Raw genomic sequence first — 20,713 nt, 5'->3', positions numbered from 1 at the left:
TTCTTCTTACCGGCCAGCGACAACGGGTTCCAGGCCTCAAACTCAAAAAGCCGTTGCCGATTTCTTACGGGGGAATGACAAGATGGCGGCTTTGCTGCCCGCTGTCACACGCATGGCGGCATTGCAAAAACAATGCGCCGCCGAATTGCCTGCCATGTTCAGTACCTGCGAAGTATTGCAATGCGAAGCCGGGCAGCTGGTACTGTCAGCGCCCAACGCGGCCCTGGCCAGCAAACTGAAGCAGCAACTGCCACGCCTGCAAAACCAATTGCTGGCAGGAAATTGGCAGATTAATGCAATCCGAATCAAAGTGCAAGTAAGCCAAAACCTAATGAAAGCGCCTGCTGTCAAGCAGGCATTACTTTCATCCAAAGCTGTTTCGGCATTCTCTTCGTTGATGGAAGAACTGGAGCCATCGGCTGCAAACGAAGCGCTGAAAAATGCTATCGCTGCGATGGTCAGGCGCTATAGCGACAAGAAATAAACCGCCACAGCCAAGAAAACGCCATCTTGCAAAAATGGCATTATACATAAACCCTTAATTCAAAGCCCATTCCTGCCCGACCTGGCGCTGGTAGGCGCCCGGTGCTTCGGCCAGTTCATCGAAGCTGACTACCTCATACGCATCCGGCTGCGCCAACAGCGCGCGCAGCAGCTGGTTGTTCAAGCCATGGCCCGACTTGTGGGCGGTGTAGCTGGCCAGGAGCGGATGGCCGATCAGGTACAGATCGCCGATGGCGTCCAGGATCTTGTGGCGGACAAATTCGTTTTCGTAGCGCAAACCGTCGCTGTTGAGGATGCGGTACTCATCCATCACGATGGCGTTTTCCAGCGAACCGCCGCGCGCCAGCCCCAGCCCGCGCATGGTTTCCACATCTTGCATGAAACCGAAAGTGCGGGCGCGCGCCACTTCTTTCACATACGACTGGATGCTGAAATCGACTTCCGCAGTCTGGCCGGTGCCATCCACCGCAGGGTGATTGAATTCGATAAAGAACTTCAGTTTGAAACCGTTGCAAGGATCCAGCCGCGCCCATTTTTCGCGGTCGCCCTGGCCTTCACGCACTTCGACGGATTTCTTGATGCGGACAAATTTCTTGGCGGCGTTTTGTTCTTCCAGCCCGGCTTGCTGCAGCAGGAACACAAATGACGACGCCGAGCCGTCCATGATCGGGATTTCCTCGGCCGTCACATCGACATACAGGTTATCGATGCCCAGTCCCGAGCAGGCCGACATCAAATGCTCGATGGTCGAGACGCGCACGCCATCCTTGACCAGCACCGAGGCCATGCGGGTATCGCCGACTTCGGTGGCCTTGGCCGGGAAGTCGACAGCAGGGTCAATATCGACACGGCGGAAAATGATGCCGGTGTCCACGGCCGCCGGGCGCAGGGTCAGCTCGACTTTGGTGCCGGAATGGACGCCAATGCCTGTCGTCTTGACAATTTTTTTGATGGTGCGTTGTTTCAACATGATGACATTATAAGTCTGACTGATAATTATTCTGTAGCGATGTGTAATCACTGTGGGGTAAAAAACACGGCCAGGTGTTTCTGCGCGCACACAAAAGCGGCGCCCTGGGGCGCCGCCTTGTTTACCGACAATTGCCAGCTGTTACGCCAGTTGCGCCAACAGGGTTTCTGCATTGGACACTTCGAACTTGCCGCCCTGCTCCACGTTCAGCTGCTTGACCACGCCATCTTCGACCAGCGCCGAGAAGCGCTGCGAGCGCACGCCCATGCCGAACTTGCCGAAGTCGGCATCCAGGCCCAGCGCCTTGACGAAATCGGCGTTGCCGTCAGCCAGCAAGCGCACGATGCCGGTGGCTTTCTGGTCACGCCCCCAGGCGCCCATGACGAACGCATCATTGACGGAAATCGCCCAGATTTCATCGACGCCCTTGGCCTTGAATTCCGCCGCGTGCTGGATGTAGCCAGGCAAATGCTTGGCGGAGCAGGTCGGCGTGAAAGCGCCCGGCACTGCGAACAAGGCGATTTTCTTGCCCTTCACCAGCTCGCTCACATTGAACGAATTTGGTCCGAGCGCGCAGCCTTCGGTCTCGGTTTCGATGAATTCTGCTAATTTGCCTTCCGGCAGGCTATCGCCGATCTTGATGGTCATGATTAAGTCCTTGTCTGGATGATGAAGCCTCTAAAAATGCAGCACGGAACTGAGCCACATGCCGGATTTTCGGAGGAACTGGAGGTTAGCGGATATTACAAAAGTACAAAAGAAAACGCCGCGCCTGTCGACGCGGCGTGGAACCCGCAGTATGCCTTGTTCCGCAAATTCATGCAGGACGCCGGCGATGATAGCGGGTATCAGCACCCGCCATCATTATTGCTCACGACAGCCTAGGCTCAGTCAGCTTGCTTGCGCAGGAAAGCCGGAATGTCGTAGGTTTCCATGCCGTTCTTTTCCAAAGCCCGCACCGTATCGGAAGCCGACTCGCGACGCCATACCGCCGGCGCCTTCATGCCTTCGAACGAAGAGCTGCCGTGTCCCACCGAAGCCTGGCCGTGCATCATCGGCTCATTGTGGGTACCGGTACGCATCATCGGCGCCTGCACCAGCTGCACTGCCTTGCGCGCACGGCCCAGGCCGGTCGCCACCACGGTGACGCGGATATCGTCACCCATGGTTTCGTCGTAGGCAATGCCTTGGGCAATCGAAGCATCCGGCGCCGCAAACGCACGCACGGTCGCCATCACTTCCTTGATTTCCTTACCCTTCAGGCTGCGGCTGGCGGTAACGTTGACCAGCACGCCACGGGCGCCGGACAGGTCGATGCCGTCCAGCAGCGGCGAGGCGACTGCCTGCTCCGCAGCCAGGCGCGCGCGGTCGACGCCGGATGCCGTGGCGGTCCCCATCATGGCCTTGCCTTGTTCGCCCATGATGGTCTTGACGTCGTTGAAGTCGACGTTGATGTGGCCAGGCACATTGATGATTTCGGCGATCCCCGCAACAGCGTTGTTGAGAACGTCGTCGGCATGCTGCAGCCATTCCATCATGCTGTCGTCTTCATAAATCTCTTCGAGCTTTTCGTTGAGAATGATGATCAGCGAATCGACATGCTGGGACAGGGCTTCCAGGCCTTCATCGGCGATGTCCATGCACTTCTGGCCTTCATATGAAAACGGCTTCGACACCACCGCCACCGTCAGCGCGCCCAGTTCCTTGGCGATCTGCGCCACCACCGGCGCAGCGCCGGTGCCGGTGCCGCCGCCCATGCCGGCGGCGATGAACACCATGTGCGCGCCGCGCAATGCGTCTTCAATCCGGCCGCGCGATTCCTCGGCCAGCTGACGACCCACCGACGGCTTCATGCCGGCGCCCAGGCCGGTCTCGCCAATCTGGATCACGTTGTGCGCCTTCGACTGCTTAAGCGCCTGCGCATCGGTGTTGGCAGCGATGAACTCCACTCCCGAGACACCCTTGTTGATCATATGTTGGACCGCGTTGCCGCCGGCGCCACCGACGCCGACAACTTTAATCACGGTGCCCAAAGTTGCATTGTCAAGCATATCGATTTCCATGATATTTCCTCATAAAGATGCAGCATCCAGTCAATAGGCATCACGCTGTGTGAGGCCTAGCAACTGACAACTGCGTGTTGCACAAACAACGTTAAAAACAAATCTCGTATTAAAGTTCTTAAAAATTACCCAGGAACCATTCCTTCATGCGCTGCCAGATCGCCTTCGCCGAACCTTCCTGGCGTGTCACGATGTAGCCGCGCAGGTATTGCTTCTTCGCTTCCAGCAGCAAACCCAGCACAGTCGAATAACGCGGGCTGCGCACCACGTCGGCCAGCTGGCCGCGATAATCCGGCGTTCCCAGGCGGGCGGGCTTGAGGAAAATATCCTCCGCCAGTTCAATCATGCCGGGCATCATCGCGGAGCCGCCGGTCAGCACTACTCCGCTCGACAGCACTTCTTCGTAACCCGACTCGCGCACCACCTGGTGCACCAGCGCAAACAGCTCTTCGACGCGCGGTTCGATCACCGCCGCCAGCGCCTGGCGCGACAGGGTGCGCGGATTGCGGTCGCCCAGGCCGGGCACTTCCAGCGTCTCGCCCGGATCGGCCAGGATCTGCTTGGCCACCCCGTAGCGCAACTTGATTTCTTCCGCCTCGTTGGTCGGCGTCCGCAGCGCCATCGCGATGTCGTTGGTAATCTGGTCGCCGGCAATCGGGATCACCGCGGTATGCCGGATCGCGCCTTCGGTGAACACCGCCACATCGGTGGTGCCGCCGCCGATATCGACCAGCACCACGCCCAGCTCTTTCTCGTCCGAGGTCAACACTGCATCGGCCGAGGCCAGCGGCTGCAAGGTCAGGTCCGACACTTCCAGCCCGCAGCGCCGGATGCACTTGACGATGTTCTGCACCGCCGAAACCGCTCCGGTGACGATGTGCACCTTGACTTCCAGTCGGATGCCGCTCATGCCGATTGGTTCACGCACATCTTCCTGGCTGTCGACAATAAATTCCTGCGGCACGGTATGCAGCAATTGCTGGTCGGTAGGAATGTTGACCGCCTTGGCCGTTTCTATAACGCGCGAGACGTCGGCCGCGCTGACTTCCTTGTCCTTGATCGCCACCATGCCGCTGGAATTGAAGCTGCGGATATGACTGCCCGCGATCCCGGTGTACACGTTGCGGATCTTGCAGTCGGCCATCAGCTCCGCTTCTTCCAGTGCGCGCTGGATGGATTCGACGGTGGCTTCGATGTTCACCACCACGCCCTTTTTCAGCCCCTTGGACTCAGCCTGGCCCAGGCCGATGACTTCATGGCGCCCGTCGGACAATACCTCGGCTACCACGGCCACCACTTTGGAGGTGCCGATGTCGAGGCCGACGATCAAGTTTTTTGCGTCTTTTGTCATAGTGTTTCGCTTATTTTTTCTTGCTTCCCAATCCGGCCGACAAACCGCTCACCTTCAGCGCCAAGCCATTCGGATACCGCATATCCACACTCTCGATCCGGTTCTGCAAACGCGACAGCAGTTGCGGATAAATCTGCACCAGTCGTTCCACGCGGTCTTTCAGCGTGTTCTTGTTTTGCTCACGCCCCAACTCCACCGTCATGCCGTTGTCCAGTTTTACGGTCCACGCATAACGACTCGATAAATCCACTTCTACCGGGTTCAGCTTCAGCGGCGCAAACCAGGCACGAAAATCCGCCAGGCGCGCCGTCACATCTTTTTCACTGCCTTTCGGGCCCGACAAGCGCAGCAGCTCGCCATCCTCTTCCGCCTCGTCCAGGTTGGCGGTAAACAAATCGCCGTACACCGACAGCAAGCGGCCGTCGTCGTCCCAGGTCGCCAGCGGCTGGTGCTCTTCCACCGTCACGATCAGCGTGTCCGGCCATTCGCGCTGCACCGCCGCCTTGCGCACCCAGGGCACCGATTCGAACGCGCTGCGCACCGTATCCAGGTTGGCGGTGAAAAAATTGCCCTTGATGCGAGGCAGCGCGCTGGCGCGGATGATCAATGGATTGACACGCCGCAGTTCGCTCTGCCCCGCCCCCTCGATCCTGATCGTCTTCAGCGTGAACATGGGACGCTGCGCCAGCCACCAGACGCCTGACGCCAGCAATGCGAGCGCAGCCAGTCCCAGCAAGGTGCCGGAGATTGCGTTCAACATTTTGATGTCTTGCCACATGGTTATCGACTTTATCGCTTGGATCGTTAAGGTTTTCTATTCACGCTTTCTGTATTCCGCCCGGATCAGTCCGGTTTCCAGTCTTTCGACGGCTTCAGGTCCAGCGAAGCCGACTTCAGTATGTCGACGCACAGGTCTTCGTAGCTGACGCCGTCCGCCTTGGCCGCCATCGGCACAAGCGAATGGCCGGTCATGCCCGGCGAGGTATTGATCTCCAGCAGGAACGGCTCGTTATCGGACGAGCGCAGCATGAAATCGACCCGCGCCCATCCTTCGCATCCGATCGCGTTGAAGGCCTGTACCGCCAGCGACTGTATGCGCTGGGTCAATGCCTCATCCAGCGGCGCCGGACACAGGTACTTGGTGTCGTCGGTAAAATATTTGTGCTGATAATCGTAATTGCCTTCCGGTGCGCGGATCTCGACGATAGGCAAAGCCCGCGCGTTGCGGCCGGCGCCCAGCACCGGCACCGTCAGCTCGCGGCCGGCGATGAATTCTTCCGCCAGCACTTTTTCATCGAACTTGGCGCACAGGGCAAACCCTTCGTTCATGTCGGAATAACCGACGACCTTGCTGATGCCGATGGTCGACCCTTCATGCGGCGCTTTCAGCATCAGCGGCAAGCCCAGCACGTCCGGCACCTGGCGCAACTCTTCGCGGGTCGCGCTGTGCGCATCCAGCACGATGAAGCGCGGCGTCGGCAAAGCCATGCTTTGCCAGATGCGCTTGGTCATGACTTTGTCCATCGCGATCGCCGACGCCATCACGCCCGGCCCGGTGTAAGGAATGCCGAGCTGCTCCAGCGCGCCTTGCAACGTCCCGTCTTCGCCATAGCGGCCGTGCAGGGCGATAAACACGCGGTCGAACTTTTCCGCCGCCAGTTCCGCCAGGCTGCGCTGTGCCGGATCGAAAGGATGGGCGTCGACGCCGCGGCTTTTCAGCGCCTGCAGCACGCCCGCTCCGGACATGTTGGAGACTTCGCGCTCGGCTGAACGTCCGCCGAACAGCACGCCGACTTTTCCGAATTGATTGGCCACCATTTTTTTGCTCATTTGTATCTCGATATTTGGTCTGACTGTTTTTTACTGCTCTACCAGCTGCGCAAGCTTGCCGGGCACGCCGCTGATCGAGCCGGCGCCCATCGTCATCACTACATCGCCGTCGCGCACCAGATTCAAGACCGACGCCGGCATGTCATTGATATCTTCCACAAATACCAGCTCAGCCATGCCAGCCACCCGCAAGGCGTGCGCCAGGGCGCGTCCATCGGCGGCGACAATCGGCGCTTCGCCGGCGGCGTACACTTCCGCCAGCACCAGCACATCCACCGTGGACAGCACTTTCACAAAATCTTCAAACAGGTCGCGGGTACGGGTGTAGCGGTGCGGCTGGAACACCAGCACCAGGCGCCGCCCGGGATACGCGCCGCGCGCCGCCGAAATGGTCGCCGCGGTTTCCACCGGATGGTGGCCATAATCGTCGACCAGGGCGAATTCGCCGTTTGCCTTGCCGGCGGCGTCCTGCAGCTTGATTTCACCGTAGCGCGTGAAGCGGCGGCCGACGCCGTTGAATTCGGTCAGCGCCTGCTGGATCGCGGCATCGGCGACGCCCAGCTCGCGCGCAATCGCAATCGCGGCGCAAGCGTTCTGGACATTGTGCATGCCGGGCTGGTTCAGGCTGATCGGCATCGCCGCATAACCCTTCTGGATCACCGTGAACTGCATGTGGCCGGCGACGGCCTTGGCGTCGATCGCGCGCACATCGGCGTCGGCGTGGAAACCGTAGGTGGTGATCAGCTTGGAAATCTGCGGCATGATTTCGCGCACGTTGGCGTCATCGATGCACAGCACCGCCACGCCATAAAACGGCAAGCGCTGGGTGAACTCGACAAAAGCCTGCTTCAGCTTGCCGAAATCGTGATCATAAGTATCCATATGATCGGCATCGATGTTGGTGATCACTTCGATCACCGGTGACAGGTTCAGGAACGATGCATCCGATTCGTCGGCTTCGGCCACGATAAAATCGCCCGAACCCAGCTTGGCGTTGGCGCCGGCGCTGGTCAGGCGGCCGCCGATCACGAAAGTCGGATCGAGGCCTCCCTGCGCCAGCACGCTCGCCACCAGGCTGGTGGTGGTGGTCTTGCCATGGGTGCCGGCAATCGCGATGCCGCGCTTGAGCCGCATCAGCTCCGCCAGCATGACCGCGCGCGGCACGATGGGGATATGTTTTTCGCGCGCAGCGACCACTTCCGGGTTATCGGCCTGCACCGCCGTCGATGTCACGATCGCGTGCGCCTGGTCGATATTCGCGGCTGCGTGGCCACGGCTGACTTTGGCGCCGAGGCCGGCCAGCCGCCGCGTCGCGGCATTGTCGCCGAGATCGGAGCCGGAAATCGTATAACCGAGGTTGAGCAGCACTTCAGCGATGCCGCTCATGCCGCTGCCTCCGATGCCTACGAAATGGATATTTTTTACTTTATGTTTCATGGTCGTCACTCACTGCGCACCTGCCAATTCTTCAAGAACCTGCGCGATCGCCTGGTTGGCGTCGCGCCGGCCGTTTTCATATGCTGCCTGCGCCATCGTCTGGCAGTCCTGGCGCGAGATCCGCGTCAACAAGGCGGCCAGGCGCTCTTTGCTCAAATCTGTCTGCGGCAAATGGATCGCCGCTTTCTGCGTCGCCATCCAGCGCGCATTGTCGCGCTGGTGCGATGTGGTCGACGCCACCAGCGGCACCAGCACGCTGGCGACGCCGGCCGCCGTCAATTCCGAAATCGTGATCGCGCCGGCGCGGCAAATCACCAGGTCGGCGTCGGCATAACGACGCGGCATGTCGTCGATGAACGCCACTACCTCCGCTGTCACGCCGGCTGCCGCATACGCGCTGCGCAAGGCATCGATATGCTGCTTGCCGGATTGATGCGTGATGCTGGGCCGCAGGTCGGCAGGGATCAGGGCCAGCGCCGCCGGCAAACAATCGTTGAGCGCCTTCGCGCCCAGGCTGCCGCCCACCACCAGCAAACGCAAAGGACCGATGCGGCCGCCATAGCGTTCTGCCGGCAGCGGCAGCGCCAGGATTTCCTTGCGCACCGGATTGCCGGTGACCAGCGCCTTGCTGGCGGCCCGGCCGAAATCGGCCGGAAATCCGAACAGCACCCGCTGCGCCAGCGGCGTCAAGGTCTTGTTCGACAACAGCAACGCCGCATCGGCATTCACCAGCACCAGGGGCACGCCGCGCAAGCGCGCCATCGCTCCGCCCGGCACCGTCACATAGCCGCCCATGCCCAACACCACGTCGGCCTGGCGCCGGCCCAGTATGCGGAAGCAGGCTGGAAAACTCGCCAGCAAGCGCCACACGCCGCGCAAGGTATGCGCCAGGCCTTTGCCGCGCAAGCCGGAGAAAGTGATCTGGTCCATCTCGATGCCGTGCTGCGGCACCAGGTCGCGCTCCATGCCGTGGGTAGTGCCCAGCCAGCTCACTTGCCAGCCGCGCGCGCGCATGGTGTCGGCAATCGCCAGGCCGGGAAATATGTGGCCGCCGGTGCCTGCGGCCATGATCAATAAATGTTTCATACCCGGTTTCATGCCCGGCCTCCGCGCATCAGAACCCGGTTTTCGTAATCGATGCGCAGCAGGATCGCCAGGCCGACGCAATTGATCAGCACGCCGGAACCGCCGTAGCTCATCAGCGGCAAGGTCAGGCCCTTGGTCGGCAGCAAACCCAGGTTGACGCCCATGTTGATGAAGGTCTGGACACCGATCCAGATCCCTATGCCCTTGGCGGTCAAGCCGGCAAAAGTCTGGTCCATGGCGATCGCCTGGCGGCCGATTTCAAAGGAGCGCTTGATGATCCAGTAAAACAGCATGACCACCACCAGCACGCCGGCAAATCCGAGTTCTTCGCCGATTACCGCCAGCAAGAAGTCGGTATGCGCTTCCGGCAGATAATGCAGTTTCTCGACGCTGGCCCCGAGGCCGACGCCAAACAGTTCGCCGCGGCCGAAGGCGATCAGCGAATGCGACAGCTGATAAGCCTTGCCCAGGGCATTTTCTTCCGCCCATGGATTCAGGTATGCGAAGATCCGCTCGCGCCGCCATGGCGACAGCCAGATCACCAGCGTGAACATGCCGGCCAGCATCGCCCCTATGCCGCCGAACCAGACGCCGTTGATCCCGCCCAGGAACAGGATGCCCATCGCGATGCAGACGATCACGCCGAGCGCGCCGAGATCCGGCTCCAGCATCAGCAGCAGGCCGACCAGCCCGACCGCGGCGGTCATCGGCAGGAATCCCTTGGTCAGCTTGTGCATCACTTCCTGCTTGCGCACCGTGTAGTTGGCGGCATACAGGACAATGAACAGTTTCATCAATTCCGATGGCTGCAAATTGAATACGCGGAACGACAGCCAGCGCTTGGCGCCATTGACGCCGCGCCCAAGGCCCGGCACCAGCACCATCGCCAGCAGGATCAAGGTGACCACGAACAGGTATGGCGCCCAGCGCTGCCAGGTGGCAATCGGGATGCGGAACGTCACCAGTCCTGCCAGCAGCGAAACGGCGATAAAGATCGCTTGCCGCACCAGGAAGTGGCCATTCGTGTAATTCGAATACTTGGGTGAATCCGGCAGCGCGATCGAAGCCGAATACACCATCACCAGCCCGAACAGCATCAGCAGCACGACCACCCACACCAGCGGCTGGTCGTACTCCATCATTTTCGAACGCTGGACGCCAGGTTTCTGGCTATCAAGCGTGCGCGGCCGCGCCGGCGCTTGGTCCGCCGGCTTGCCTGAAAATGATGGAAAGGCGAATTTCATAGCCCGACCTCGCCACGCGACAAGGCCAGTTCACGTACGGCATCGACGAATACTTGCGCGCGATGGGCGTAATTGCGGAACATGTCGAAGCTGGCGCAAGCCGGCGACAGCAATACCGCATCGCCCGCGTGCGCAAGTTCGGCGGCACGCGCGACCGCCTCTTCCAAGGTCGCGCAATCGATCATGGCGATGCCGGCTGCCTGTTTTTCGACCGCAGCGCGGATCGCTGGAGCGTCGCGGCCGATCAGCAGCAATGCGCGGCCATAGGCGGCCAATGGCGCGGCCAGCGGCGCAAAATCCTGTCCCTTGCCTTCGCCGCCGGCGATCAGCAGCAGGCGACTGGCGTTGCCGTCGCCGTCGCAGCCGCGTCCCAATCCGTTCAATGCCGCCACCGTGGCGCCGACATTGGTGCCTTTGCTGTCGTCGTAGTATTCCACGCCGCCAATCGTCGTCACCAGTTCGACCCGGTGCGGTTCGCCGTGATACTCGCGCAAGCCGTGAAGCAGCGGCGCAAAAGGCAAATCGATGGCGCGACACAAGGCTAGCGCGGCCAGCGCGTTGGCTGCATTGTGGCGGCCGCGGATCCGCAGCGCGTCGGCCGGCATCAGGCGTTTCACCGAAACCGGCAGCAAGGCCAGCTGTTCTTTCTTGTTGCGCCGCTTCCTGTTTCCGTCTGCGGCGCGTTCCTCTTCGTCGCCCGGCACCGCCACCGACAGCCATTGCATGCCGTTGTCGCTCACCAGGCCGAAACAATCGCCGTCCAGCGGTTCGTCAAAGCCGAAACTGATGCTGTTGCCGTTATTGAACTGCATTGTCAAAGGATCGTCGCGATTCAGCACCCGTACCGTATCGGCACCGAAAATGCGCGCCTTGTCGGCGACATAAGACTCCATGTCGCCGTGCCAGTCGAGGTGGTCCTGGGTAATATTCAGGATGGTGGCCGCATCGGCTTGCAGATTGCAGGTTGAATGCAATTGGAAGCTGGACAGCTCCAGCACCCAGACCTGCGGCAAAGCATCTTTTTCCAGCGCGCTGCGCAATACGTCCAGCGCGGCCGGGCTGATATTGCCGGCCACCTGCACCGTCAGGCCGGCGCGTTCGCACAGCAGGCCGATCAGGCTGGTGACCGTGGTCTTGCCGTTGGTGCCGGTGATGGCGATGACTTTCGGCGCATATGCGCGGCTCTCGCGCAATGCCGCCAGGGCTTGCGCAAACACTTCGATTTCACCCCATACCGGGATGTTGCGGTCGGTCGCCGCCGACAGGATTTCCTTCAGCTCGCCGGCGGGCGCCAGGCCGGGGCTGGTGACGGCAAAATCGATGCCGTCCAGCAGGCTGGCGTCAAAACCCTCGCCCGAGCCGAAGAATTCCACCGCCGGAATCGCCTGTTGCAGCAGCGGCAAGCGTTCCGGCGCGCTGCGCGTATCCGCCACGCGCACCGTCGCACCGCAGTGCGCCAGCCACAATGCGGATGCCAGGCCCGATTCTCCAAGCCCTAATACCAGAACATGTTTACCCGTATAGTCCATTCCCGCCTTACCTGCCTACCTTAACTTCAGAGTTGAAAGCCCAAACAGCACCAGCATCATCGAGATGATCCAGAAGCGCACCACAACCTGCGTTTCTTTCCAGCCTTTTTGTTCATAGTGATGGTGCAAAGGCGCCATCAGCAATACCCGGCGACCCACGCCGAAACGTTTTTTCGTGTACTTGAAATACACTACCTGCAACATGACCGATAAAGTTTCGACTACGAAAATACCGCCCATGATGAACAGCACGATTTCCTGCCGCACGATGACTGCTACGGTGCCCAAGGCGCCGCCCAAGGCCAGTGCGCCGACATCGCCCATGAATACCTGGGCCGGATAGGCGTTATACCAAAGGAAAGCGAGGCCGGCGCCGGCCATCGCGCCGCAGAAAATCAGCAGTTCGCCGGCGCCCGGGATATGCGGGATCAGCAGGTATTTGGCGAAAGTGACGTTACCGGTCAGGTAGGCGAACAAACCCAGCGCGGCCCCTACCATCACGGTCGGCATGATCGCCAGGCCGTCCAGGCCATCGGTCAGGTTGACCGCATTGCTGGTGCCGACGATGACAAAATAGGTCAAGGCCATGAAACCCCAGACCCCCAGCGGATAGCTGATGGTCTTGAAAAAAGGCACGATCAGGTCGGCCTTGGGCGGCAGGTCGAGGCTGAAGCCGGATTCGACCCAGGCTACGAACAGGTCCCAGACCTGGGTATTGTTCGGCGCCGAGACCGAGAACGCCAGGTAGATCGCGGCGACGACGCCGATCACCGATTGCCAGAAATACTTTTCGCGCGAACGCATGCCGTTCGGATCCTTGTAGACCACCTTGCGGTAATCGTCGACCCAGCCAATGGTGCCGAAACCCAGCGTCACTACCAGTACGATCCAGACAAAACGGTTGCCCAGGTCGCTCCACAGCAAGGTCGAAATGCCGATCGCAATCAGGATCAGCACCCCGCCCATGGTCGGCGTGCCGGATTTGATCAGGTGCGTCTGCGGACCGTCGGTGCGCACCGCCTGGCCTACCTTCAGGCGCGCCAGCATGCGGATCACGCCAGGTCCCGCGATCAGGCCGATCATCAGCGCCGTCAACGTCGCGAACACGGCGCGAAACGTGATGAAGTTGAAGACGCGCAGGAAACTGAAATCCTGCTGGAAATTTTGTGCCAGCCATAGCAGCATGTTAGTGAATCCCCTCAGATGTTGTACCGGCCAGGTGCTGGACAGCGCGTTCCATTTTCATGAAACGCGACCCTTTGATCAGCACCGTGGTGTCCGGCGTCATGGTCGCATCGAGCGCGGCTAGCAACGCTGCGATGTCGTTAAAGTGTTGTGCTTGCGGACCGAAGGCAGCGCTGGCGTCGGCCGCCAGCTCGCCCAGGGTGAAGAGCCGGCTGATGCCGCGCTGCTGCGCGTAGGCGCCGATCTCCTGGTGAAACTTGCTGCCTTCGTTGCCGACTTCGCCCATGTCGCCCAGCACCAGCAGACGCGGCGCGCCTGCTTGCGCCAGCACATCGATGGCGGCCCGCACCGAATCCGGGTTGGCGTTGTAGGTGTCGTCGATCACCAGCGCCCCGGCGCAGCCGGCGACTGTCGCCAGCTTGCGCTGCAGGCGGCCGCTGACCGGCACGAATGTTTCCAGGCCGCGCTTGATCGCCGCGACGTCGACGCCGATCGCCAGGGTGCAGGCGATCGCGGCAAGCGCATTGCGCACATTGTGTTCGCCGGCGGCAGCCAGCTGCAATGCAAATATTTGCGGACCTCCCGCGGTGGCGAAGGTAACGATCAGGTCGCTGCCGAAACCATGCGCCGCGCTAGCGTAGCTGCAGCTGACATCGGCATCAGGCGTGAGGCCGAAACTGATGCTGCCGGCCTTGCCGGCGGCATAACCGCGCCACAGGCCGGTATATGGGTCGTCAGCCGGAAACACCGCGATGCCGCTGGCCGGCAGGCCGCGGATCACGCTGCCGTTTTCCTCGGCCACCGCCGCCACGCTGGCCATGAATTCCTGGTGCTCGCGCTGGGCATTGTTGACCAGCCCCACCGTCGGCTCCGCCAATGCCGTCAGCAGCGCAATTTCGCCGGGATGGTTCATGCCAAGCTCGATCACGGCGGCCTGGTGGCCGGCTTCAAGCCGCAGCAAGGTCAGCGGCACGCCGATCTCATTGTTGAAATTGCCGCGTGTCGCCAGCGACTTGTCGACGCCGAAAGCCGCGGCCAGGATCGCGGCAATCATTTCCTTTACCGTGGTCTTGCCGTTGCTGCCGGTGACGGCAATCAGGGGCAGCGTGAATTGCTGCCGCCAGCACTGTCCTATCCTGCCCAGCGCAGCCCTGGTGTCGCTTACCACCAGCGCCGGCGCCGCCAGCGTGCCTGGGTCGCGCTCCACCACCACTGCAGCGGCGCCCTGGGCCACTACCTGCTCCAGGAAATCATGGGCGTCGAAGCGCTCGCCGCGCAAGGCGACAAACAGTGAACCTGGCGTCACCGCACGGCTGTCGGTGCACAAGCCGTTCAGCGCGACCTGGCTGGCGGCGCCTGCCGGCGGCAATCCCAGCCACGATTGCAATTGCTGCAATGAAGTCTTCATATGCTGCCGCCTTTCATCGTGGCGCGCGCAGCCAGGGCCAGCGCGGTATGGTCGGCATCTAGAAACGGCAATTTCTTTCCTTTTATTTCCTGGTAAGTTTCATGTCCTTTGCCTGCCAGCAAGACCACGTCGGCCTTGGCCGCATGCCGCACCGCCCATAAAATCGCGGCAGCGCGGTCTTCCAGCGCCTGCGCTGCCTGCGGCGCTTTCATCCCGGCCAGGATCTGGCTGATGATGACGGCGGGTTCTTCGCTGCGGGGATTGTCGCTGGTGACGATGACGTGGTCCGCGCGTTCCGCCACGGCGCCCATCTGCGGCCGCTTGCCTGGATCGCGATCGCCGCCGCAACCGAATACGCACCACAACTCGCCATTGCGCTGCTGCGATACTTGCCGCAAGGTATTCAAGGTTTTTTCCAGCGCATCAGGGGTATGTGCATAATCGATCACTATCAGCGGCGCGTCCTGGCCGCCGAACTGCTGCATTCGACCCGGCACCGCAACCAACAGTTCAATCGCATTCAGCGCGGCGTCCCAAGCCACGCCTTTTGCCAGCAGCACGCCCAGGATGCCCAGTGCATTGCTGACATTGAACTGTCCCACCAGCTGCGTCTTGACTTGCGCCGAACCGAAAGGCGAATCGACATGGAACGCCGTGCCGTTGGCATTGGTGCGGATCGCCGAGGCGCGCAGCACCGGGGCGCCGGCCGCCGGGGCCCCGGCCTCAGAAACGCCCGACGGCGCTTCCAGTTCCTCGCAGCTATAGCCGATCACCGGAATTGCCGGTTGCTTCTGCGCCAGATGCTTCACCAGGCGCAAACCCATGGCGTCGTCGAGATTGATCACCGCGTGCTGCAGTCCGGGCCAGTCGAACAACATGCGCTTGGCGGCTTCGTAGTGCTGCTCGTCGCCGTGGTAGTCCAGGTGATCGCGCGTGAAATTGGTGAACAGGGCGATGTCGACATGCAAGCCGTTCAGGCGTCCCTGCTCCAGGCCGATCGACGATGCTTCGATCGCCAGTGCGGTCGCGCCTTGCCGCCGCATGCCGTTGAGCGTTTGCTGCAGCAGCAGCGCGTCCGGCGTGGTGTTGCCGGTTTCCTCGAATTCGCCGCGCTCGCCTTGTGTATAGATCCCTGTGCCCAGGGTGCCGATCACACCGGTAGCCTGGCCCAGGTGCGACAGCGCATGGCCCAGCCATTGGCTGCACGAAGTCTTGCCATTGGTGCCGGTGACGGCCACCACCAGCATGCCCTGGTCCGCCTGGCCGTAATAACCGTGGGCGATCTCGCCGCTGAGCTGCTTGAGCCCGCTCACTGCGCGATGCGGAGCGCGCCAGGTTGTGTCCCAGGCAAATTTCTCTTTCTCGTACAACACCGCGCAGGCGCCGTTTTCCAGCGCCTGTGCAATATAGGCGCGGCCATCCGCGGCATCGCCCGGATAGGCAAAGAACACGTCGCCGGCTTTCACCTTGCGCGAGTCCGACACCAACTCCGCACCTGCCGGGGCAACGCTGTCCAGCCATTGCTGGATTTCTGGCAACTGCTGTAGCTTAGGCTTCGTCACAAGCCCTCCTGCGGACCGTCGGTCGGGATGATGATGTCGGTGACGGTGGAATCCGGCGACACGTTCAGCGCCCGCAAGGCATTCGCCGCAACCGTCGCGAATACCGGTGCCGCCACATCGCCGCCGAAATGCGAACCGACGCTAGGCTCGTCCACCATCACCGCAATAATCAGGCGCGGGTCGGAAGCCGGTGCAAAACCGACGAAATCGGCGATATATTTTTTGACATATTTGCCGCCTTCTATCTTGTAGGCGGTGCCGGTTTTGCCGCCCACGCGGTAACCCGGCACTTGCGCTTTAGGCGCAGTGCCGCCCGGTGCGGTGACCCGCTCCAGCATGGCGCGCATGGTGAGCGCGGTCTTTTCAGAAACCACGCGCTGGCCGACCGGAGGATCGTTGACTTTCTGGAACGACAGCGGGATCAGGTCGCCGTTGCGCGCAAAGATCGTGTAAGCGTGCGCCATCTGGATCAGGGATACCGAGATGCCATGGCCGTAGCTCATGGTGGCCTGTTCGATCGGCCGCCATGACTTGAAAGGACGCACCCGGCCGGCGACAGCGCCGGGGAAGCCGAATTTCGGCTGCTGGCCGAGGCCGACCGTGGTGAACATTTCCCACATTTCCTCTGCCGGCATTTGCAGCGCGATCTTGGCGGTGCCGATATTCGAGGATTTCTGGATGATCTGCGCAACGCTCATGGTCCACACCGGATGCGGATGGGAATCGCCCACGGTCGCGGTGCCGATGGTCATCTTGTCGGGCACCTGGAAGGTGGTGGTGGCCTGCACCCGGTTGGTGTCGAGTGCGAGCGCCACGGTAAACGGCTTCAGGGTCGAGCCCGGCTCGAAGGTGTCGGTCATCACGCGGTTGCGCAATTGCGCGCCGGTCAGCACCGAGCGGTCATTCGGGTTATAGCTGGGCAGGTTGGCCAGCGCCAGCACCTCGCCGGTCTTGGCGTCGACCACGACGATGCCGCCCGCCTTGGCCTTGCTCTTGGCCACGGCTTCTTTTAATTGGGTAAACGCGATGTACTGGATCTTGCTGTCGATCGACAGCACCAGGTCCTTGCCGTCATGCGGTTCCTTGACCGCTTCGATATCCTCGACAATGCGGCCCAGGCGATCCTTGATGACGCGCCGGCTGCCGGTAGTGCCAGCAAGGTTTTTCTGCTGCGACAATTCCATGCCGTCCTGGCCGGCGTCTTCCACATTGGTAAAACCGACCACGTGCGCCATCACCTCGCCTTCCGGATAGAAGCGCTTGTATTCCTTGCGGGTCTCGATGCCGTCGATGCCAAGCTTGACGATCTGGTCGGAAACGTCTTGCTCTACCTGGCGCTTGAGGTAGACGAAATTGCGGTCGGAATCGAGTTTCTTGCTGAGTTCGGCGTAGCTCATGTCGAGCAGTTTCGCCAACGCTTGCAGCTTTTCTTTCGGCGCGGCCTGCACATCTTCGGGAATCGCCCAGATCGCCTTGACCGGCACCGAAGATGCCAGCACCTGGCCGTTGCGGTCGGTGATCTTGCCGCGCGTGGCCGGCAGCTCCAGGGTGCGCGCATAGCGCGAAGCGCCTTGCTTCTGCAGGAAATCGGTGGAAATGCCTTGCAGCCACAGAGCGCGCACGATCAGCGCCAGGAAGGCCGCAAACATGGCGAACAAGACTACCCGCGAGCGCCATGCCGGCAGCTTGACCTTGAGCATGGGGCTGGCCGAAAACGGCACTCCCTTGCCGGCGGCAATCCGTCCTGTGTGCGAGCTGCGCGGGGGATTACGCGTCATTTTTCCCCCACCGTCAGGTATTGGGTGCGGGCAGCAGTCAGCGGCACCATGTTCAGGTCGCGCGTGGCGCTGGCTTCGATCCTGGCGTTCTTGCCCAGCGTCGACTGGTCAAGTTGCAGTTGGGCCCATTCGATGTCCAGCTGGCGCGACTGGCTGGCGGCCCGTTCCAGTTCAATGAACAGCTGGCGCGCCTGGTACTGGGCGTTGACCAGCGCCAATGCGCATAGCACCAGCGCCAGGGCCAGGACAAAATTGAGGCGCCCGCTCACGGCTGGACTCCGGCAGGTGCGGCCAGGCGCTCGCCGACCCGCATGATGGCGGAGCGCGCGCGCGGATTGTCGGCGACTTCGGTGTCGGACGGCTTGATCCTGGCCACCAGCTTCAGTTCCGGCTGCGGCAGGTCAACCGCGCGAATCGGCAGGCGACGGTCGGGCTGCGGCAGCCTGGCCTTGGAAGCCATGAACTGCTTGACGATCCGATCTTCCAGCGAATGAAAGCTGATCACGACTAATCTCCCTTGCTGGGCCATCTGCCGAAATGCCTGATCCAGTACTATCTCGAGTTCTTCAAGCTCTTGATTGATGAAAATCCGTATAGCCTGAAAGGTGCGAGTGGCCGGGTCTTTGCCTTTCTCGCGGGTCTTGACGGCGTTTGCCACGATCTGGGCAAGCTGTCGTGTGCCAGTAATGGGCTGGACTTTCCGGCTAGCAACAATCGCCTTTGCAATCTGAACAGCAAACCGTTCTTCCCCATAATCACGTACCACCTTTCCGATTGTTTGTTCATCTGCGACTGCCAGCCAGGCTGCTGCCGACATGCCGCGCGTCGTATCCATGCGCATGTCGAGCGGGCCGTCGGCGCGGAAACTGAATCCGCGGCTGGCGTCGTCCACCTGCGGCGACGAGATGCCCAGGTCCAGCAACACTCCGTCGACTTGTTGTATGCCTCTTTCCTGCAATGCCTGCGCCATCGTCGCAAAACTGTCGTGCACGATCTCGAAACGCGGATCGGCAATCTCGGCCGCGGTAGCGATGGCCTGCGGATCCTTGTCGAAAGCGATCAGGCGGCCGCGCGGCCCCAGGCTCTGCAAAATCTTGCGGCTGTGGCCGCCGCGGCCGAAAGTACCGTCGACATAGATGCCGTCCGCACGCGCACCGACGATCGCCAACGCACTGACAGCCTCATCCAATAACACGGTGCGGTGCTGGAACTCGGGCACCACTGGTTCACTCATGGCCGGCCCGTCAGAACGAAAAATTGCTTAACACTTCGGGCATGCCAGCCGCAACTGCTTGCGACTCGCTCTCAGCCAGCTTGGCTGCATCCCAAATCTCGAAATGGCTTCCCATGCCCAGCAGCATCACCTCGCGCGTCAGGCCGACGGCCGAACGCAGCTCCGGCGCCACCAGGATCCGGCCGGCGGAGTCAAGCTCGACGTCGGAGGCGTTGCCAAGGAAAATCCGCTGCCAGGCGCGCGCCGACATCGGCCACGCAGCGATCTGTTCGCGGTGGCTCTCCCAGGTCGGACGGGGAAACAGCAGCAGGCAGCCATGCGGGTGCTTGGTGAGCGTCAAGCGCCCCTCGCACTGAACGGTGAGCGCGTCACGATGCTTGGACGGCACTGCCATCCGCCCTTTCGCATCGAGATTTAATGCTGACGCCCCCTGAAACACCGCACACGCTCCTTAATCAATCTTGAAAAAATTCTCTGGCAGCAAGTAAAAATGCCCCACAAAAAAACACTTTTCCACACTTCCACCCACTTTAGAGGATGCACTATTCTAGGTCAAGCCATTTAGCTGCCTGCAATTGCAAGATATCCGAGTAAAGTCAATGACTTAGCGCTGGTACCTCACAATCGGCCGAGAGTGCCCTTATTTTGAATTGCTAAATAAATGAAGGACTTAGCGCTATATGTAAATGTCAGCTCTCAGATATACACATGTGTTTGCCGTAATTTTGCGGAAACAAAGGTTCACAATTGAACGAAGCTTCCGATACGCAAAATGAGACAAATCGCAGATAAAGCGAGGAGTAGGCGGCTTGATAGCGCGGGATAAACGGCTGCGGATGGCGGAATAGAATTAATTCCTATTGTAGCGACAAGAACCAGCATCAAACAATGCACCAGAATCGGGAACAGACGGGACAGCAATAGCGGCTCAACCCACCAGCCGTCCGCCGCGCACCCTTAACCCCTTCTTGGCCAGGCCCGGCGCCAGCGCACTCAGATGCGCCAGTGCCTCGCCGCTGTGGGCATGGCAGATCGCCACCGCCAATGCATCGGCGGCATCGGTGCCAGGCAGCCCGGGCAGCTGCAGCAGCCGCTGCACCATGTCCTGCACCTGCTGCTTTTGCGCCTTGCCATGGCCGGCGACCGCCTGCTTGATCTGCAAGGCGGTATATTCAGCCACCGGCAAATCCGCGCTGACCAAGGCGCAAATCGCTGCGCCGCGGGCTTGGCCGAGCAACAGCGTCGATTGCGGATTGACGTTGACGAAGACTTTTTCGATCGCCGAGCAATCCGGCGCATAGGTGCGGATGACTTCCGAAACGCTGGCCAGGATCACCTTCAGGCGTTGCGGCAGATCGGCATCGGGGGTCTTGACGGTGCCCGAAGCAATATAGCTGAGCTTGCTGCCCTGCTTGTCGATGACGCCAAAACCGGTGGTCCGCAGACCGGGGTCGATACCGAGGATTTTCATATGACCAGACGATGACCGAAGTGTCGCGCGGTGACAAGCGCCGCACCCCGGTCGCTGCTAC

Annotated in this window: 19 protein-coding genes; 1 reads left to right on the top strand and 18 read right to left on the bottom strand. The window is 61.1% G+C overall.

From position 1 onward, the window contains the following. Window positions 1-82: 82 nt before the first annotated feature. Window positions 83-484 (top strand): hypothetical protein, encoded by a 402-nt coding sequence (locus AC07RZ_RS11960; RefSeq protein WP_236904444.1) that lies wholly within the window; start codon window positions 83-85, stop codon window positions 482-484. A gap of 54 nt (window positions 485-538) precedes the next feature. Here the strand turns inward: AC07RZ_RS11960 and lpxC are convergent, their stop codons facing one another. From lpxC to ruvC, 18 genes are all read right to left on the bottom strand, one after another. Then, on the bottom strand, window positions 539-1,474 hold the full coding sequence (lpxC, locus tag AC07RZ_RS11955; RefSeq protein ID WP_494668065.1) for a UDP-3-O-acyl-N-acetylglucosamine deacetylase: 936 nt from the start codon (window positions 1,472-1,474) through the stop codon (window positions 539-541). A gap of 141 nt (window positions 1,475-1,615) precedes the next feature. Next, window positions 1,616-2,122, bottom strand: coding sequence for a peroxiredoxin (locus tag AC07RZ_RS11950; protein ID WP_144739410.1), 507 nt, complete (start codon window positions 2,120-2,122; stop codon window positions 1,616-1,618). A gap of 239 nt (window positions 2,123-2,361) precedes the next feature. Further along, window positions 2,362-3,537: a cell division protein FtsZ gene (ftsZ, locus tag AC07RZ_RS11945; RefSeq protein WP_014007911.1), complete on the bottom strand. Its 1,176-nt coding sequence runs from the start codon at window positions 3,535-3,537 to the stop codon at window positions 2,362-2,364. Window positions 3,538-3,655: 118 nt separating this feature from the next. Further along, window positions 3,656-4,888, bottom strand: coding sequence for a cell division protein FtsA (ftsA, locus tag AC07RZ_RS11940; protein ID WP_092397060.1), 1,233 nt, complete (start codon window positions 4,886-4,888; stop codon window positions 3,656-3,658). A gap of 10 nt (window positions 4,889-4,898) precedes the next feature. Then, a complete protein-coding gene (locus AC07RZ_RS11935; protein ID WP_494668064.1) occupies window positions 4,899-5,666 on the bottom strand; it encodes a cell division protein FtsQ/DivIB in 768 nt (255 codons plus the stop codon). A 65-nt stretch (window positions 5,667-5,731) separates the two neighbouring features. Beyond that, window positions 5,732-6,718, bottom strand: coding sequence for a D-alanine--D-alanine ligase (locus AC07RZ_RS11930; protein WP_494668063.1), 987 nt, complete (start codon window positions 6,716-6,718; stop codon window positions 5,732-5,734). A 30-nt stretch (window positions 6,719-6,748) separates the two neighbouring features. Continuing rightward, window positions 6,749-8,155 (bottom strand): UDP-N-acetylmuramate--L-alanine ligase, encoded by a 1,407-nt coding sequence (gene murC, locus AC07RZ_RS11925; RefSeq protein ID WP_494668062.1) that lies wholly within the window; start codon window positions 8,153-8,155, stop codon window positions 6,749-6,751. Between the two features lie 9 nt (window positions 8,156-8,164). Next, entirely contained in the window at window positions 8,165-9,241 is a 1,077-nt protein-coding gene (murG, locus tag AC07RZ_RS11920; RefSeq protein ID WP_494668061.1) for an undecaprenyldiphospho-muramoylpentapeptide beta-N-acetylglucosaminyltransferase, read from the bottom strand. Between the two features lie 8 nt (window positions 9,242-9,249). After that, a complete protein-coding gene (gene ftsW, locus AC07RZ_RS11915; RefSeq protein ID WP_144739416.1) occupies window positions 9,250-10,485 on the bottom strand; it encodes a putative lipid II flippase FtsW in 1,236 nt (411 codons plus the stop codon). Continuing rightward, window positions 10,482-12,014 carry a UDP-N-acetylmuramoyl-L-alanine--D-glutamate ligase gene (gene murD / locus AC07RZ_RS11910; protein ID WP_494668060.1) on the bottom strand — a complete coding sequence of 511 codons (1,533 nt, stop codon included), beginning with the start codon at window positions 12,012-12,014 and terminating at the stop codon, window positions 10,482-10,484. The genes ftsW and murD overlap by 4 nt, the downstream gene beginning before the upstream one ends. A gap of 15 nt (window positions 12,015-12,029) precedes the next feature. Beyond that, window positions 12,030-13,199, bottom strand: coding sequence for a phospho-N-acetylmuramoyl-pentapeptide-transferase (gene mraY / locus AC07RZ_RS11905; protein WP_144739420.1), 1,170 nt, complete (start codon window positions 13,197-13,199; stop codon window positions 12,030-12,032). Between the two features lies 1 nt (window position 13,200). Further along, window positions 13,201-14,607, bottom strand: coding sequence for a UDP-N-acetylmuramoyl-tripeptide--D-alanyl-D-alanine ligase (locus AC07RZ_RS11900; protein WP_144739422.1), 1,407 nt, complete (start codon window positions 14,605-14,607; stop codon window positions 13,201-13,203). Then, entirely contained in the window at window positions 14,604-16,169 is a 1,566-nt protein-coding gene (locus AC07RZ_RS11895) for a UDP-N-acetylmuramoyl-L-alanyl-D-glutamate--2,6-diaminopimelate ligase (RefSeq protein WP_494668059.1), read from the bottom strand. The genes AC07RZ_RS11900 and AC07RZ_RS11895 overlap by 4 nt, the downstream gene beginning before the upstream one ends. Continuing rightward, window positions 16,166-17,947 (bottom strand): peptidoglycan D,D-transpeptidase FtsI family protein, encoded by a 1,782-nt coding sequence (locus AC07RZ_RS11890; RefSeq protein ID WP_144739426.1) that lies wholly within the window; start codon window positions 17,945-17,947, stop codon window positions 16,166-16,168. Before AC07RZ_RS11890 ends, AC07RZ_RS11895 begins: the two co-directional genes overlap by 4 nt. Beyond that, entirely contained in the window at window positions 17,944-18,216 is a 273-nt protein-coding gene (ftsL, locus tag AC07RZ_RS11885) for a cell division protein FtsL (protein WP_014007924.1), read from the bottom strand. The genes AC07RZ_RS11890 and ftsL overlap by 4 nt, the downstream gene beginning before the upstream one ends. Further along, window positions 18,213-19,181, bottom strand: coding sequence for a 16S rRNA (cytosine(1402)-N(4))-methyltransferase RsmH (rsmH, locus tag AC07RZ_RS11880; protein ID WP_494668058.1), 969 nt, complete (start codon window positions 19,179-19,181; stop codon window positions 18,213-18,215). Before rsmH ends, ftsL begins: the two co-directional genes overlap by 4 nt. Window positions 19,182-19,191: 10 nt before the next feature. After that, entirely contained in the window at window positions 19,192-19,620 is a 429-nt protein-coding gene (mraZ, locus tag AC07RZ_RS11875; RefSeq protein WP_061534628.1) for a division/cell wall cluster transcriptional repressor MraZ, read from the bottom strand. 489 nt (window positions 19,621-20,109) lie between these two features. After that, window positions 20,110-20,652, bottom strand: coding sequence for a crossover junction endodeoxyribonuclease RuvC (gene ruvC, locus AC07RZ_RS11870; protein WP_494668057.1), 543 nt, complete (start codon window positions 20,650-20,652; stop codon window positions 20,110-20,112). Window positions 20,653-20,713: the final 61 nt, after the last annotated feature.

This window comes from Collimonas sp. GW821-FHT07E08, from assembly GCF_059418905.1.
The sequence above is the reverse complement of the archived record's forward strand: the minus strand, read 5'-3'. Positions and strand labels throughout refer to the sequence as shown.

What these genes read in the sequence shown, in the direction of transcription:
- AC07RZ_RS11930 (WP_494668063.1), bottom strand. Translation starts at nt 6,718, where the DNA reads ATGAGCAAAAAAATGGTGGCCAATCAATTCGGAAAAGTCGGCGTGCTG.
- murC (WP_494668062.1), bottom strand. Translation starts at nt 8,155, where the DNA reads ATGAAACATAAAGTAAAAAATATCCATTTCGTAGGCATCGGAGGCAGC.
- lpxC (WP_494668065.1), bottom strand. Translation starts at nt 1,474, where the DNA reads ATGTTGAAACAACGCACCATCAAAAAAATTGTCAAGACGACAGGCATT.
- AC07RZ_RS11890 (WP_144739426.1), bottom strand. Translation starts at nt 17,947, where the DNA reads ATGACGCGTAATCCCCCGCGCAGCTCGCACACAGGACGGATTGCCGCC.
- ftsA (WP_092397060.1), bottom strand. Translation starts at nt 4,888, where the DNA reads ATGACAAAAGACGCAAAAAACTTGATCGTCGGCCTCGACATCGGCACC.
- AC07RZ_RS11900 (WP_144739422.1), bottom strand. Translation starts at nt 14,607, where the DNA reads ATGAAGACTTCATTGCAGCAATTGCAATCGTGGCTGGGATTGCCGCCG.
- murG (WP_494668061.1), bottom strand. Translation starts at nt 9,241, where the DNA reads ATGAAACATTTATTGATCATGGCCGCAGGCACCGGCGGCCACATATTT.
- AC07RZ_RS11960 (WP_236904444.1), top strand. Translation starts at nt 83, where the DNA reads ATGGCGGCTTTGCTGCCCGCTGTCACACGCATGGCGGCATTGCAAAAA.
- AC07RZ_RS11935 (WP_494668064.1), bottom strand. Translation starts at nt 5,666, where the DNA reads ATGTGGCAAGACATCAAAATGTTGAACGCAATCTCCGGCACCTTGCTG.
- mraY (WP_144739420.1), bottom strand. Translation starts at nt 13,199, where the DNA reads ATGCTGCTATGGCTGGCACAAAATTTCCAGCAGGATTTCAGTTTCCTG.
- ftsW (WP_144739416.1), bottom strand. Translation starts at nt 10,485, where the DNA reads ATGAAATTCGCCTTTCCATCATTTTCAGGCAAGCCGGCGGACCAAGCG.
- ftsZ (WP_014007911.1), bottom strand. Translation starts at nt 3,537, where the DNA reads ATGGAAATCGATATGCTTGACAATGCAACTTTGGGCACCGTGATTAAA.
- murD (WP_494668060.1), bottom strand. Translation starts at nt 12,014, where the DNA reads ATGGACTATACGGGTAAACATGTTCTGGTATTAGGGCTTGGAGAATCG.
- AC07RZ_RS11950 (WP_144739410.1), bottom strand. Translation starts at nt 2,122, where the DNA reads ATGACCATCAAGATCGGCGATAGCCTGCCGGAAGGCAAATTAGCAGAA.
- ruvC (WP_494668057.1), bottom strand. Translation starts at nt 20,652, where the DNA reads ATGAAAATCCTCGGTATCGACCCCGGTCTGCGGACCACCGGTTTTGGC.
- rsmH (WP_494668058.1), bottom strand. Translation starts at nt 19,181, where the DNA reads ATGAGTGAACCAGTGGTGCCCGAGTTCCAGCACCGCACCGTGTTATTG.